This is a genomic window from Cytobacillus sp. S13-E01 (assembly GCF_029193815.1).
In the GTDB taxonomy this organism is placed as follows: Bacteria; Bacillota; Bacilli; order Bacillales; family Bacillaceae_L; genus Bacillus_BV.
In genome coordinates, this window is the sequence record NZ_JARFVC010000008.1 from 1 (window position 1) to 13,697 (window position 13,697).

At 37.7% G+C, this 13,697-nt stretch carries 15 protein-coding genes and 1 pseudogene; 2 read left to right on the plus strand and 14 right to left on the minus strand.

The window, feature by feature from the left end:
* Nucleotides 1–333: pseudogene (locus tag PY093_RS07480) on the plus strand (IS4 family transposase); the annotation flags it as partial.
* Nucleotides 334–570: 237 nt separating this feature from the next.
* Here the strand turns inward: PY093_RS07480 and PY093_RS07485 are convergent.
* The 7 genes from PY093_RS07485 to spoIIID form a co-directional block, all read right to left on the minus strand.
* Nucleotides 571–921: a hypothetical protein gene (locus tag PY093_RS07485; protein WP_275645263.1), complete on the minus strand. Its 351-nt coding sequence runs from the start codon at nucleotides 919–921 to the stop codon at nucleotides 571–573.
* A 360-nt stretch (nucleotides 922–1,281) separates the two neighbouring features.
* On the minus strand, nucleotides 1,282–1,713 hold the full coding sequence (fabZ, locus tag PY093_RS07490) for a 3-hydroxyacyl-ACP dehydratase FabZ (RefSeq protein ID WP_275645264.1): 432 nt from the start codon (nucleotides 1,711–1,713) through the stop codon (nucleotides 1,282–1,284).
* A 196-nt stretch (nucleotides 1,714–1,909) separates the two neighbouring features.
* Nucleotides 1,910–2,206 carry a DNA-directed RNA polymerase subunit beta gene (locus PY093_RS07495; RefSeq protein WP_275645265.1) on the minus strand — a complete coding sequence of 99 codons (297 nt, stop codon included), beginning with the start codon at nucleotides 2,204–2,206 and terminating at the stop codon, nucleotides 1,910–1,912.
* 14 nt (nucleotides 2,207–2,220) lie between these two features.
* Nucleotides 2,221–3,072, minus strand: coding sequence for a flagellar hook-basal body protein (locus tag PY093_RS07500; protein ID WP_275645266.1), 852 nt, complete (start codon nucleotides 3,070–3,072; stop codon nucleotides 2,221–2,223).
* Between the two features lie 291 nt (nucleotides 3,073–3,363).
* Nucleotides 3,364–4,182 carry a flagellar hook-basal body protein gene (locus tag PY093_RS07505; RefSeq protein ID WP_275645405.1) on the minus strand — a complete coding sequence of 273 codons (819 nt, stop codon included), beginning with the start codon at nucleotides 4,180–4,182 and terminating at the stop codon, nucleotides 3,364–3,366.
* A 122-nt stretch (nucleotides 4,183–4,304) separates the two neighbouring features.
* Nucleotides 4,305–5,306, minus strand: coding sequence for a rod shape-determining protein (mreB, locus tag PY093_RS07510; protein WP_275645267.1), 1,002 nt, complete (start codon nucleotides 5,304–5,306; stop codon nucleotides 4,305–4,307).
* Nucleotides 5,307–5,461: 155 nt separating this feature from the next.
* Nucleotides 5,462–5,737 carry a sporulation transcriptional regulator SpoIIID gene (spoIIID, locus tag PY093_RS07515; RefSeq protein ID WP_275645268.1) on the minus strand — a complete coding sequence of 92 codons (276 nt, stop codon included), beginning with the start codon at nucleotides 5,735–5,737 and terminating at the stop codon, nucleotides 5,462–5,464.
* A 496-nt stretch (nucleotides 5,738–6,233) separates the two neighbouring features.
* On the opposite strand from spoIIID, the gene PY093_RS07520 reads away from it, so the two are divergent.
* Nucleotides 6,234–7,208, plus strand: a complete 975-nt coding sequence (locus PY093_RS07520; protein ID WP_275645269.1) for a BsuPI-related putative proteinase inhibitor — start codon at nucleotides 6,234–6,236, stop codon at nucleotides 7,206–7,208.
* A gap of 86 nt (nucleotides 7,209–7,294) precedes the next feature.
* Here PY093_RS07520 and PY093_RS07525 read toward each other — a convergent pair whose 3' ends face one another.
* The 7 genes from PY093_RS07525 to PY093_RS07555 form a co-directional block, all read right to left on the minus strand.
* Nucleotides 7,295–7,921: a 3'-5' exonuclease gene (locus PY093_RS07525; protein ID WP_275645270.1), complete on the minus strand. Its 627-nt coding sequence runs from the start codon at nucleotides 7,919–7,921 to the stop codon at nucleotides 7,295–7,297.
* A gap of 226 nt (nucleotides 7,922–8,147) precedes the next feature.
* Nucleotides 8,148–8,438, minus strand: coding sequence for a putative nucleotidyltransferase substrate binding domain-containing protein (locus PY093_RS07530; RefSeq protein WP_275645271.1), 291 nt, complete (start codon nucleotides 8,436–8,438; stop codon nucleotides 8,148–8,150).
* A gap of 352 nt (nucleotides 8,439–8,790) precedes the next feature.
* Complete coding sequence (locus PY093_RS07535; protein WP_275645272.1) at nucleotides 8,791–8,961, minus strand: CBS domain-containing protein; 171 nt, start codon at nucleotides 8,959–8,961, stop codon at nucleotides 8,791–8,793.
* A 15-nt stretch (nucleotides 8,962–8,976) separates the two neighbouring features.
* Nucleotides 8,977–9,303 (minus strand): hypothetical protein, encoded by a 327-nt coding sequence (locus PY093_RS07540; RefSeq protein WP_275645273.1) that lies wholly within the window; start codon nucleotides 9,301–9,303, stop codon nucleotides 8,977–8,979.
* 486 nt (nucleotides 9,304–9,789) lie between these two features.
* Entirely contained in the window at nucleotides 9,790–11,454 is a 1,665-nt protein-coding gene (locus tag PY093_RS07545) for a sodium:solute symporter family protein (RefSeq protein WP_275645274.1), read from the minus strand.
* Between the two features lie 40 nt (nucleotides 11,455–11,494).
* Nucleotides 11,495–11,797 carry a DUF4212 domain-containing protein gene (locus tag PY093_RS07550; protein WP_275645275.1) on the minus strand — a complete coding sequence of 101 codons (303 nt, stop codon included), beginning with the start codon at nucleotides 11,795–11,797 and terminating at the stop codon, nucleotides 11,495–11,497.
* Nucleotides 11,798–12,612: 815 nt separating this feature from the next.
* Complete coding sequence (locus tag PY093_RS07555; RefSeq protein ID WP_275645276.1) at nucleotides 12,613–13,275, minus strand: hypothetical protein; 663 nt, start codon at nucleotides 13,273–13,275, stop codon at nucleotides 12,613–12,615.
* Between the last annotated feature and the right edge of the window lie 422 nt (nucleotides 13,276–13,697).

Sequence of the window (13,697 nt, forward strand, 5' to 3'; positions counted from 1 at the left end):
CAGCATTTGGTCATTAAAAAATGTTATGGAAAAAGCGCAAATGCCGTTTACAATCAAATTTACATAGCTATGATCACCTTTTGTCTAACTTTATTGATGAAGAAAAAAGTAAGTTATCAAGGAACCCTCCTTGATATGCTTGAGTTTTTAGGTGAATATTGGTCGAAATGCTTCTTCAATTTTGTAAAAGCACTTTTTGAAAGGCCTGATCGATCATCAGATGGTCGAAGGCGACTAAACCATGAACAGGTTTTCACTGAAACCCTAGCACAGTTTGAAAAAGGAGATGTTCAGCATTTAGATGAATTAACATATGACCCTGTTTATTTGTAAAATTATGGATAAGGACTACCTTCAAATAGGACCCCTTACCCTTTTTTCTCAATTAACCTAAAGATAAAAATACAGAATATTCTGTTATGTCATATTTTGGAATGATATTCAAAAATATACCTTTTTTACACTCTTGACTTTTTCATAATTTTTTTATGCAACGCTAGTGTAAATTCCTTAACAATTAAAAAGGAGAACCAAGTAGAAATCAGTTCTCCGTCAGTTTACATTCATTTTTTACTCTTCGTCTTTGTTTTCGTCACCTGTTACATCACCAGTTCCAGCGTCGCCACCAGTTCCTGTTCCAGCACCATTACCTGCGTCTCCGCCTGTTCCTGTATCATTATTCCCAGTTCCAGTGTCAGTACCGTTTTCTGTCACATCTCCAGGTGTACCTTCTTCACCTGTTCCTATGTCTCCTGTTCCACCGTTACCACCGTTACCGGTTGTATCACCCATTTCGTCCTCAACATCATTTTCCAGTTGAGTATCATCTGGTGGCGGATCTTGATCGTCAGCTGCACAACCAGTAATTAACATTGCCGCAAGAAGAGGTCCTGCAAACGTTGCATACCATTTTTTACTCATATAAACTCTCCTTTCAAAGGTTAGTAAGTATAGTTGACCTGTAAAATTAAATTTCGGTCTGTGACTATCTTTCCCCAAAAACCATTTTACTTGCATAGAAAAGTAAATTTATTAAGAAAAGCGCAGGGCGCCCGCCTATCGGCGACAAGCATAAGACAAGCCGGCTTGTTCTTTACCTTCCAGACGGCTTGGCTTATGAACTCAAGCCGATGGCGCCTGGAGCTGGACGTAGATAGACAAAGACTCGAAGTTATACACAACCTTACAATTTTGTAATTTCCTAAACAGTAAAAAATAGCCGACCTTGGGTAAGGCCGACTATCTTCATTATTTTATTTTTACTGCATAGATCACACTAAACTATTGTTTATCACCTAGTGCAAACATAATTTCTGTCTCACATACAATTTCGCCGTCAACTGTTGCAACAGCTTTTCCTTTTCCAAGTGAACCACGTAAACGAACGATTTCAACCTCTAAACGGAGTTGATCACCTGGTCTTACTTGCTTTTTAAAACGGCAGTTATCAATCCCAGCGAAAAATGCTAACCGACCACGGTTTTCTTCTTGTTTTAGGATCGCAACTGCTCCTACCTGTGCAAGCGCCTCAACAATGAGTACACCTGGCATTACAGGATAGTCTGGAAAATGTCCATTAAAGTATTCTTCATTGCTACTTACGTTTTTAAGACCAACGGCCCGCTTTCCTTCTTCAATTTCTAGAATTCGATCAACAAGTAAAAACGGATAACGGTGTGGAATAATCTCTTTAATTTGAGTTGCATCTAACATATGTATTTTCCTCCTTTATGGATGTACTATTATTATAAAGCATTCTGTCCATCTTTTGGAGTCTTACAATAAAGCAAAGTGCAGGGCGCACGGAGCTAGACACTAAAACTAGGTACAAACTTTTATGTTTTCACATCTAATTTCTGATAGTACACGAAGGGTGTCAACCTCCCTGGCTGACACCCTTACCAAACGTTTATTTTACATTGTCTTTTTCAACAAGGTCAATTATATGAACCCAGGTTGATTTTTTAAAAGCGTCTGAAACTTTACCATCCCCGATGACCCCGTAGCCAACAACAACACCACTTATCGCACTAAGTGCTAGAAGAATCGCTATAAGAACTAGACGAAGCCATATAGGTATAAGGCGAATACGGATCTTATTTCTCCGCTTTTGCTGCTTATTATTTAGTTTCGTTTCTTCTTCTGTACGAGCTTTACGTAAACTAGTACGCGACTTTTCTTGTGTATTGTTAAGATCGGTAGCCACTTAAAATTCCCCTTTTATCTTATTCCATTAACAAGACCCATCATTTGGTCAGCAATGGAAATCGATTTCGCATTAAATTGATAAGATCGTTGTGTTACCAACAGTTCTGACATTTCCGTTGTTAAATCAACATTTGATTGTTCGAGAGCACCTTGCAAAATACCAATTTGTTCACGGATGTCGCCTTCTAATAAAGTTAATACATCTTCTACACCAATATTTAGATCAGCAAGATTGGGTAACGCAAATAAATTATTTCCTTTAGCTTCTAACAGCTGCGGACGGTGCAACAAGACGACAGATAGTTCGAATACCTCAGATGGATCAGCTTGATTAGTTGGTTTTACTATGATTGTTCCAGTTGATGATATCGTTAGATCAGAAAAATCATCTTCAAAAGCAATTGGAGCTCCGTCTTGATCAAGAACTGGGAAGCCTTCACTTGTAACAAGCATTACAAGACCCGAACCATCCCCTACTGGAGATAAATACAAAGATCCATCCCTTGTATATCTTGTAACTTGTTCACCATTTTCCTCAACTTGAACTTGAAGAAATTGTCCTTCTTTTGTTAATGCTAAATCAAGTTGGCGCTCTGTCGTGGTAATGGTCCCTTGTGTGAATACAGCATTGGTAGACCCAAGCTTTGCTCCCACTCCTTGTCTAATCCCATTCGGAGTTAGGCGGCCAACATCATTCCCATCAACAGGCTGATTATTAAACTGTTGGAATAAAAGCTCACTGAAATTGACTTCACGTCTTTTATAACCGGTTGTACTAACATTGGACATATTCTGACCAATTATATCCAGTTGCTTTTGAAGCTGACTCATCGTATTCGTTGCTGTAATCATTGAGCGATTCATCTGAATTCCTCCTGAATGAAACGATAGAAGCCTCTGTTGTCACCAACCTTTTTAAAGGCAACAACAGTAAGCAGTATAATTTATCCTACGCTTAACGGGCAGTAAGACCCACACTTCAAAACTTAGAGAACTCATGGATTAGGTGTGGGATCAACTGTCCCTAAGGTCTGACGAAGCATAGGGTGTGCAAGTAAGGCGTTGCGGGATAGGACGTGCGCGCTCCCCTAGCGTTATAAGTTCAACTATCAATCAGTGTGGATGAAGAAAACCCCCACTGATTAAAGTTTCACTTTATCGTAACCGACCTATTTCATTTACAGCCTTTTCCATACTTTTGTCATAGGCCTGTAGTATTTTCTGATTTGCTTCGAAAGCTCGGTATGCCGTCATTAGTTCTGTCATTGTTTGAGACACATCTACATTTGAACGCTCAATAAAGCCTTGTGAAAGTGAAAAACCAATTTCTGGATTATTTAATGCACTTTGTAATGGATCACCTTCAAGACTATATAATCCATTACCTTCTTTGATGAGGTCACTAGCATTTTCAGCGAATGCAATATTAATCCGCCCAGTTTCTTGGTTACCATCTATAATCGTACCGTTTGATGAAATAGTAAAGTCAGTATTCTGTAGTTGAATAGGATTTCCTAGTTCATCTAGGACAAAATAGCCTTCATTTGTCGTTAAAAATCCAGACGCATCCTGTGTGAAGTTTCCGTTCCGAGTATATCGTACGTCTCCAGTTTCATTTTGAACTGTAAAAAATAACGCACCATTCTCCGGGAGATTGCTGTCAACTAAAGCTATGTCCGTTTTACGACCTGTTTCACGAATATCGCCTTGTCTAAACAAGGGGATAGCTTCTTGCATATACACTCCTGTATTAAGACTACCAATCGGAGTTGACCTCGAAAACTGCTTACTGGTACCAGTTGGCGTTTGAACTGATTCTAATCGCTGTAAGAGCAGTTCTGGAAATGCACGAAGTGATGCTTGATCTGCTTTAAAGCCTGGTGTATTTGCATTCGCCATATTGTTTGTTAACATTTCAGTACGGCGTTGTTGTGTTAACATGCCAGACGCAGCACTATACAAGCCTCTTAACATTAGACCTTCACCTCTATTTTCGACTAGCCATTCTTTCATCATCTTCTTCTAATTATAAAAGAATAATTAGCATTCATCACGAACCAAATATTTCCTATCGTTAATGCTTGTCCAATATGACATTAAATAAATTTTGATTTAGGAAGCCTGTCCAAGTTTTCAAGCATAATGCCTGTTCCAATCGCAACACATTCCATTGGATTTTCCGCAATCAAAACTGGTACTTTTAATTGGTCAGCCAGTAACTGATCAATTCCATGGAGTAGTGCTCCACCACCAGTTAGTATTACACCACGGTCAATAATATCGGCAGAAAGCTCAGGCGGTGTTCTTTCTAACACACTTTTTGAAGCTTGGACAATCATTGAAACTGGTTCATGCAACGCTTTTTCAATTTCATGAGATCTAACCGTAATTGTCCGTGGTAACCCAGTGACCATATCACGTCCACGAATATCAATTTCTTCTTGACGTGCACCTGGGAATACAGTTGCAACTTTTATTTTTATGTCTTCTGACGTTCTCTCACCGATTAGAAGCTTGTATTCACGCTTTATGTAGCTTAGAATTTCTTGATCGAACTTGTCCCCAGCCATTTTAATGGAAGAGGCGGTGACAATATCGCCCATTGATAACACGGCAACATCAGTAGTTCCACCGCCTATATCCACAACCATATTTCCGCTAGGTTGGAAAATATCCATTCCAGCTCCAATTGCTGCTACTTTTGGTTCTTCCTCAAGATAAATCTTTTTGCCGCCACTTTTTTCAGCTGCTTCTCTAATCGCCTTTTGCTCAACTGATGTAATATTTGTTGGGCAGCAAATCAAGATGCGTGGTTTTGATAAGAATCCTTTTACGTTCAACTTGTTTATAAAATGCTTCAGCATTGCTTCTGTTACGTCAAAATCGGCAATTACTCCATCTTTTAATGGTCGAATCGCAACTATATTCCCTGGTGTACGTCCAACCATTCTTCTTGCTTCTTCACCGACAGCTAGAACTCTTCCTGTATTTTTATCAAGCGCAACTACAGAGGGTTCATTTAATACTATCCCTTTTCCTTTAACATGGATTAGTACGTTTGCGGTACCAAGATCTATACCAATATCTCTTGCTAACATTCGATAACTTTCCTCCTTGCAACTGATGGCTAAGTACATTTTCCTAATAATATATTGTATCATATTTTTAAATATAAAGTATGAAATTGTAAAAAAAGATACAAAATGTTGTAAGATTTTGTCGATATTGCAAGAATTAAGTTGAATGCGTAAGGTTATTTTACTGGTTCTTCTTGTAGTTCCTCATCTTTCCTATATTTTAATTTTGTAGCCTCTCCACCACGCAAATGTCTTATTGATTTATGATAATCAAGAATTTCTTTAACTTCATTTGCTAACTCAGGATTGATATCTGGAAGCCTCTCTGTCAGATCTTTATGGACAGTACTTTTTGAAACGCCAAATTCTTTCGCAATCACGCGAACCGTTTTCTTAGTCTCTACAATATACTTTCCAATCTTGATAGTACGCTCTTTGATGTAATCGTGCACACTACTCGCCCTCCCTGAAATGGATGTGAGAAGTGTGAAATGAGTTCCGCACAAGGTTTCAACGAAGAAGTACCTCTGTTTTTCTGACGTTGGCTATAAGCATTACTAAGACTTCGAAGGCGATTTACGAGTCCTCACCTCAAACACTCTCTTTTATAGGTTTGTAATCATTTTATTAGCTTGGTTGAGGGAATATGTCATAAATGTCAAGAGGGACAAGGGTTTTATCTAATTTTTTTGAAAACTTACTTCTTTTCATGATCAAAAAGTTCTATTTGTATGCGTTTTAACAACAAATACAGGGATTGGAAAAATTTTATATTTTTTTTGTAACTCATCCGCTATCTTTACGTCTAACAATATGAATGTATAGAAAAGCGAAGGCGCCCGCTTTTCGCTCACACGCATGAAATTTAATTTACGGCATGGACCTAGATACCAAACTTGGTGAAAACATATATACTTCATATTTATTTTTAAATGGAGGAAATAACTAATGAAAAAACCATTAATAACAGGCTTACTTAGTCTAACGTTAGCTGCTTCTATCTTTAATCCAACATATGCAGCTGTTGATAGTAATTGTGGAGAAGGCGAAGTTACTTGCCTTGAAGTTATAAAAAAAGTTTTAACACTTAACGAAAAGTATGCTTTTTTACAAGATAAAGAAATATTTAAAGGCAAAGCAGATGGGAAAGCACATTTAGATAAAAAAATGACAAGAGCAGAATTAGCGGTTGTCATTGATCGTATGTTGGAATTAGAAGTAAAGGGTAAGCATTCTTTTAAAGATTTAAAAAAGCACTGGGCAAAAGATGAAATAGAAGCTGTTGTAGATGCAGGATATATGGAAGGTAGCGAAGGAAAATTCCTTCCCAATAAACATGTAACACTAGAAGAGCTTGCTTCAGTTCTAGTTAAGGTTACGGAGCTTGACACTGGTGATTATGCTTCGATTTGGCTTCCTGGTTCTGACTGGGCACAAGGCTATCTAGCTGCTGCATTAACAGAAGAGTTACTTGGAAAAGCTGATGATTATACCGCTAAAGCAACACGTGGTGATCTAGTGCAAAGTATTTATCAAACTTATCAAATGCTCTTTACAAATGGCGGAATTGTAGCAGGCACGTTAGAACCTTCACTTACTTACGTTGAAAATAAAAATGGTTCATTTGATTTTACGTATAAAGTGAAAAATCAAACAGAAAAAGTGCAAACACTTGAATTTACAAGTGGGCAACGTTTTGACTACGATTTATATAAGGATGGAAAAGAAATTTACCAATATTCAATGGATAAAATGTTTATATTAGAATACGCTGAAATTGAATTAAAGCAAGGCGAAGAATTAACATTTAATGATACATTAAATGATTTAAAACCAGGAAATTATGAGATTGAGTTTTGGTTAGCTGATAAGGATAATGCTTGGCCGGATGCTAAAACTAAAATTTCTTTTAAAGTGAAATAGTAGTAAATAAATAACGGTTCACCTACTCCTAATAGGTGAACCAATTTTTATTAGAAAAACACTTTCCTTGACTGACTCTCCGTCGCCTAAAGCAGCTCTCCCCAGGTCTTATACCCTCTGTTTTTAAACTGCCATACTAACTCTACAAAAAGGTAAGCTGTTGTTAGCGCATCACCTAATGCGGTATGACGCTCATAAATTCTTGTTCCAAAGGCCATTGCGTATCTTTCTAAATCTCTCATATCAAATGAAGGTGCGATATATCCGATAAAATCTAGCGTATCAATGGTAGTAGGTTTTTTAAAAGATAGCTTCTCACGTTTTAATTCATTTTTTAGCACCAACAAATCAAATGCTAGATAGCGTCCTACTAAACATGTGCTTTCCTGTTTTTCAACAAATTGAAAAAAATCAGTGATGGCTTCAAAGGATTCAAGTGCATTCTCTACCATTGCATTGGAAATACCAGTTAACTCAATTATTTCCCGAGAAATTTGTCGTTTTGGATTCACATATGTGTGGAATTTGTCGATTTCTCGTACCTCTAACCCATTAACCGTTACTGCCCCACTTTCAATCAATCGATCTGTTGTCGCCACATGAAACCCTGTCGTTTCTGTATCAAATACTTTAAAAGTTAGCTCTTCAAAAGGTGTAGATAAGGGTATGTCATCATTAAGATTGCAAGTTATTGATTTTCTATTTAAGAACAATCCCTTTTCCTCCTCTATAGAAAAGTGGAGCGTGCCTGTTTAGCGACGTATGGACTGGACTGATCCGCATGTGATAAAGGAAACACGAAGAGCGCATAGCGATTCGATGTTGACTTATCGTAAGGAGGAGAGGGAAGTCCACTAGTCGCTGGGCACGCGGAACTAGACACTAAAACTGTGTTCAAACATTTTTAAAAATGTGAAAATACAAGACTTTGTAATCCCCTTAAAGTCTTAGACTCAAGATTAGATCTTCCTTCTCTCTTGAAGTAAGATGGGTAAAGTTTAGTACTGATGTAGTCGGTTCTTTTTGCTGGTATTGTTTCCATCTTTGTTTCACATAAATTGACATAATCTCCGTAACTGCTGTTTCGATATCCTTAGCAAAGTTAGCTGATAGCACTTTTTTATTTACTAGTTTATTCATTCTATCAATCGGCGTGCCTGAAACGATTCCATTTACTAGACTTAAGATTTGGAGGCTATGATGATAATGAAATAATACTTCTTTTTTCATATCTAATTGTTTTCGGTCAGTCTGAACAATGAACGGATAGGATGGTCTAGAGTTGGAATATGGTTTTCTTTTTCGACCTCAGTTAAACGGTAGATAAATATTTTCCTCTTGCCAGTTGCTCAGTAATTTTCTGTTCAAACTGGTGATGTAAATCCTGACTACCAAAGACATACCGATACAAAAAGAAGTTTTGCGCTAACAATAAATTCTGGTTTGTTGACTGAACACTAAAAGTCCGTAAACGGTCTTGCGACCTGAGTAACAGTACCTCTCCAAATTGGATAACTCGCTATCATATTCCTTTGAAACATTCATAACCTGCTGCTTCAAAACAAGCATACAATTTCTTCAGCTAATCAAATCTACTAATCGTAATTGGATCTAGAGTCATAATCGTTTCTGCATGGTCTGTATAAGATTTTGCATTACCTATTACATGTTCTACTAAATCTCTTTCCGTAATGATTCCTCGGATTTCTTCCTCATCTACTACTAAAACTGAACTAGTATGTTGTTGTATCATTTTTTTTGCAACTATTTAAATTGAGTCCTTTGAAGTTACTGAATTAATAGGTGATGACATAATATCTTGTACTTTTGCAACAATGGCTTCACCGCTTACACCAATATGCCAAGCCAATTTTACTTGTTCAACTAGTGACACATAAATATCCTTTAACCTAATCGACACCTGTGTTAGCAAATAGTCATGTAGATTCGTATCATCCCATCTTTTCGTAATGACGGAAAAATGAATTAGTAGCACTTCCGTTTTTTCTACTGCTCGCACTTCTACTAAATGTTCAGGCTTTTGGTCCTTTTTTGAAACTACTAGAAAGTCGGCTAAGCTTGAAAATCCGATCATTTCTCCCTTTTGGACTACCTCAAGTACTTCTTCTGCGACTTGTTGTTTCTTTTGATGCTACATATACCTCTGCAATGCCAGAAAGCAGCAAAAGGAGACCCTCTCGCTGCTCATTAGCATGAAACATAATAGTCGATTGTTCAAATGTTTTAAGTTTGCAGAGGTTTAGTAATTCAAGGGTCTGTTCTTTTTCGACCCCTTGAAAAAATGGATGAAACTTTATTTTCTCATATAGAGATTCTTGTTTTTACATAGCTAGCCCTCATTTTTAAAAAGCTGTTTACTCAAGGATTCTTGTTATTTTGGATAGTTCTATTAAGTTTTCCCGTTGATTTCCGGTCCAGGCACTTGCCTTTGGCGGGGATATCCGGGAGCCTCCTCTACGTTCCGTCTTTCGGGGTCTCGACCTTTCCTCTACTTCCCGCTGAAGTCAAGTGCCTTCCCCCCCCCAATCAAATCAGTTTTTTAATACTTAACATACTTAACTTAGATTGATGAATCCTCCTTCAACCAAACTTCACCGTCTTTGTAGGTCATTTGCTCCGGATAACGAAGATCCATAACCTCATCTTGCGTTTCTTGTGAAGGAGCTTCTGTCCGTAATGACACGATAACGTTTGTTAAGATGGCAGCTGTTGCACCAAAGACACCCGCTCCTGTATCAATGATACCAGCGATGGTGAAGCCACCGTATTTCGCTGCAAAAATATACGTTAACGTTACGCCAAGTCCGACAATCATACCCCATGTCACACCATATGAGTTTGATCGTTTCCACCAAACCCCGAGTAGAAGAGCTGGGAAGAAGGTTCCTGAAGCTAATGCAAATGCCCATGCAACAATTTGCGTGATTGCCCCTGGTGGGTTAAGTGCAATAAGACCCGCAAATAATGTCGCAATAACGATTGACCATCGTGCAACACTTAAGCGCTTTTTCTCAGTAGCATCTGGCTTCATAACACGGTAGTAAATATCATGAGCAAAGGAAGATGAGATTGCAATCATTAGTCCTCCTGCTGTTGATAATGCAGCTGCCATTGCCCCCGCTGCTACTAGACCAATAACAAATACTCCTAAATTTGCAATTTCCGGAGTTGCCATAACGACAATGTCATTTGCAATTGTTAGTTCTTGCCATTGTAAAATTCCGTCCCCATTGCCATCGGCTAATTGTAATTTTCCTGTATTAACCCATGATTCAGTCCATGTTGGAAGTGCAGTAAGCTTTTGTCCAACAACATTTTTCATTAAAATAAAACGTGAAAACGCTGCATAGGCTGGTGCTGATAAATATAGTAAACCGATAAAAAGTAGTGCCCATGCACCTGACCAACGAGCAGCTTTCATCGTTGATACTGTATAGAAACGTACAATAACATGTGGAAGCCCTGCTGTTCCAGCCATTAATGTAAACATTAACGCTAAGAATTGCCACTTCGTTCCGTTCGTAAAGGGTGCAAAGTATTCGGAGATTCCTAATTGGCGATCAAGTTCACCCATCTCTGATACGATTTTTCCATATGACAACCAAGGAGCTGGATTTCCAGTAATTTGTAGGGACATAAAGATTACAGGAATTAAGTACGCAATAATTAGAATGACATACTGTGCAACCTGTGTCCATGTAATCCCTTTCATCCCACCAAACGCTGCGTAGAATGCTATCAGGACAACCCCAATCATTGTTCCAAGTTTTGCATCAATTTCAAATAAACGCCCAATTACTACTCCAGATCCTGAAAGCTGGCCAATTGAGTATGTAAAACTGATAATGATTGTACATATTGCTGCAATAATACGAGCAGTATGGCTATTGTAGCGGTCCCCGATAAATTCTGGCACTGTATAACGACCATACTTACGCAACTGTGGAGCAAGCAAGAAGGTTAATAATAAATATCCTCCGGTCCACCCCATGATATAGGCAAGTCCGTCATATCCTAACAGCATGATCGTTCCAGCCATACCAATGAAGGAAGCTGCACTCATCCAATCCGCTCCAATTGCCATACCATTAAAAATTGGTGGCACCCCGCGACCCGCTACATAGAAATCAGATGTTGCTTTTGCTGTGTTATAAACGGCAATTCCAATATAAAGCCCAAAAGTAATTAAAATAATGGTTAATGAGACCAAAAACTGTGTATCCACATTTCATCCCCCTTTTTCGAAAGCTTAAATTATCTGTTAGTTAATGATCAAGAACTTTCCCAGAACTAATTTGTTCGTTTTTACTTTCATCAATTCCATATTTGCGATCAATATTGTCACTAAGCTTTGCGTTTACGAACAGAAGGATAATGAACGTTACGACAGCACCTTGGGCACCCATAAAGTAGTGAAATGGGAAACCGTTAATTGAAAAGTTACTAAATGGCTCTGCCAACAATACAACACCAAATGAAACGATAAACCAAATAATTAAATAAATAACGATGTTTCGTGTTCTTTCCCGGAAATACCCATCCGCTAGTTTTTTATCGATTTTCTTCAACAAGTCCACCTCCATTAATAATTCACTGTACTACTTAAGTTGATACTATTAGACCACCTACCTTTTCCTTTGGTATATAAGATCAACTTCACTCAGTACAGATGATAAGTTAGGCTGAGTGTAGTATTTCTAACATGTCGGTAGATTACCTAAGGTTTAAGATGAATTTTAAAGTGTCGAACAAAGGTGCAGGAAACAGTATGATTTCAACGACGAAATAAATTAAAATAGCTGCGAAAGGAACCAATAACAATTGAGGAAGCTTGCGCCTAAGTGCGAGAAAGAGACTGATTGCTGTAATAAGTAGTATCATAAAAAAGATAACCAAGTGTCGAATTCCCTCCTTTTTTGTAAGCGTTACCATTAAAAGACTGTAGAAAGGATTTTCTACTATAGTAATGTTGCTTAATCATTGTTGTTAATATTTAGAAAATTATAGTAATTTAATTATCCTTAATTCATTGTCCATCGTCAATAGTCGTTATCGAAAAATTATAATAAGAATTTCTACAAAATCTGCAGGAGTATATTATAGTTAACGAAAAGATATGTAGTAATCCGAAAACATCACTTCTAAAAGAAGGATGATATTTTCAGTGCAATTATAAAAATAGCACCTTTATATATCCAGAAAGTTTATTGTAAGAGGAGAAAAAAACTCGCCGAGTGGCGAGCCCAAAGGGCGAAGACAGAGGCGTAGTTGCCCTTTTGCGGTTTAGAATTTATGGATATAAATGCTAATTAGCTAAAGAAAAGTTCAGGGCGCCCGCCTATCGGCGACAAGCATAAGACGGTTCCATTAAGAAGGTGGTCGATTAAAACGTCTTTTGATAACCGTTTTCTATTTTTTTCGAGATTTCGGGCATCAGATTGCTCTTTTGATTACCGTTTTCTATTTTTTTCGGAGTTTCGGGCATCAGATTGCTCTTTTGGTTACCGTTTTCTATTTTTTTCGGAGTTTCGGGCATCAGATTGCCCTTTTGGTTACCGTTTTCTATTTTTTTCGGAGTTTCGGGCATCAGATTGCTCTTTTGATTACCGTTTTCTATTTTTTTCGGAGTTTCGGGCATCAGATTGCTCTTTTGGTTACCGTTTTCTATTTTTTTCGGAGTTTCGGGCATCAGATTGCCCTTTTGGTTACCGTTTTTTATTTTTTTCGAGATTTCGGGCATCAGATTGCTCTTTTGATTACCGTTTTTTATTTTTTTCGAGATTTCGGGCATCAGATTGCCCTTTTGATTACCGTTTTCTATTTTTTTCGGAGTTTCGGGCATCAGATTGCTCTTTTGATTACCGTTTTCTATTTTTTTCGGAGTTTCGGGCATCAGATTGCCCTTTTGGTTACCGTTTTTTATTTTTTTCGAGATTTCGGGCATCAGATTGCCCTTTTGGTTACCGTTTTTTATTTTTTTCGGAGTTTCGGGCATCAGATTGCTCTTTTGGTTACCGTTTTTTATTTTTTTCGAGATTTCGGGCATCAGATTGCTCTTATGGTTACCATTTTTTATTTATTCGGAGTTATATTTTTTTGATACTCGAACCCATTTAGAAATCACTGATAGGGGTTAATAAAAAGAGGCCCTTTCTGCAGTTTCTGCAAAAAAGACCATTTTTATAGGTTGCGCTATTTTTTAGGGTTGTTCTTCTTTTCTTCTTGTTCCCTAAACCATGTTTTCTTCTGTTGGTTCCTCGTCATTTGGTAGCCCATCTAGAGTCCACTTCGTCTAGAGTTTTTTGTTTACTTTCCGCCATTGTGCTCTATCTTTTTCGCTTGTATATAAATATATCCTCCTTCGACCAAGGTATATTATACCAGGATTTTTGATCTATTATGCTGTTTTTAAAGTCTAAAAGGATCAACATATAAACTCTGATAGGATAAGAAAAGCGCAGGGCACCC

Excerpts from the sequence above, each read along its gene's own strand:
- PY093_RS07485 (WP_275645263.1), bottom strand. The coding sequence starts at position 921 with ATGAGTAAAAAATGGTATGCAACGTTTGCAGGACCTCTTCTTGCGGCA.
- fabZ (WP_275645264.1), bottom strand. The coding sequence starts at position 1,713 with ATGTTAGATGCAACTCAAATTAAAGAGATTATTCCACACCGTTATCCG.
- PY093_RS07500 (WP_275645266.1), bottom strand. The coding sequence starts at position 3,072 with ATGAATCGCTCAATGATTACAGCAACGAATACGATGAGTCAGCTTCAA.
- PY093_RS07505 (WP_275645405.1), bottom strand. The coding sequence starts at position 4,182 with ATGTTAAGAGGCTTGTATAGTGCTGCGTCTGGCATGTTAACACAACAA.
- mreB (WP_275645267.1), bottom strand. The coding sequence starts at position 5,306 with ATGTTAGCAAGAGATATTGGTATAGATCTTGGTACCGCAAACGTACTA.
- PY093_RS07520 (WP_275645269.1), top strand. The coding sequence starts at position 6,234 with ATGAAAAAACCATTAATAACAGGCTTACTTAGTCTAACGTTAGCTGCT.
- PY093_RS07530 (WP_275645271.1), bottom strand. The coding sequence starts at position 8,438 with ATGAAAAAAGAAGTATTATTTCATTATCATCATAGCCTCCAAATCTTA.
- PY093_RS07535 (WP_275645272.1), bottom strand. The coding sequence starts at position 8,961 with ATGATACAACAACATACTAGTTCAGTTTTAGTAGTAGATGAGGAAGAA.
- PY093_RS07540 (WP_275645273.1), bottom strand. The coding sequence starts at position 9,303 with ATGATCGGATTTTCAAGCTTAGCCGACTTTCTAGTAGTTTCAAAAAAG.
- PY093_RS07555 (WP_275645276.1), bottom strand. The coding sequence starts at position 13,275 with ATGCCCGAAATCTCGAAAAAAATAAAAAACGGTAACCAAAAGAGCAAT.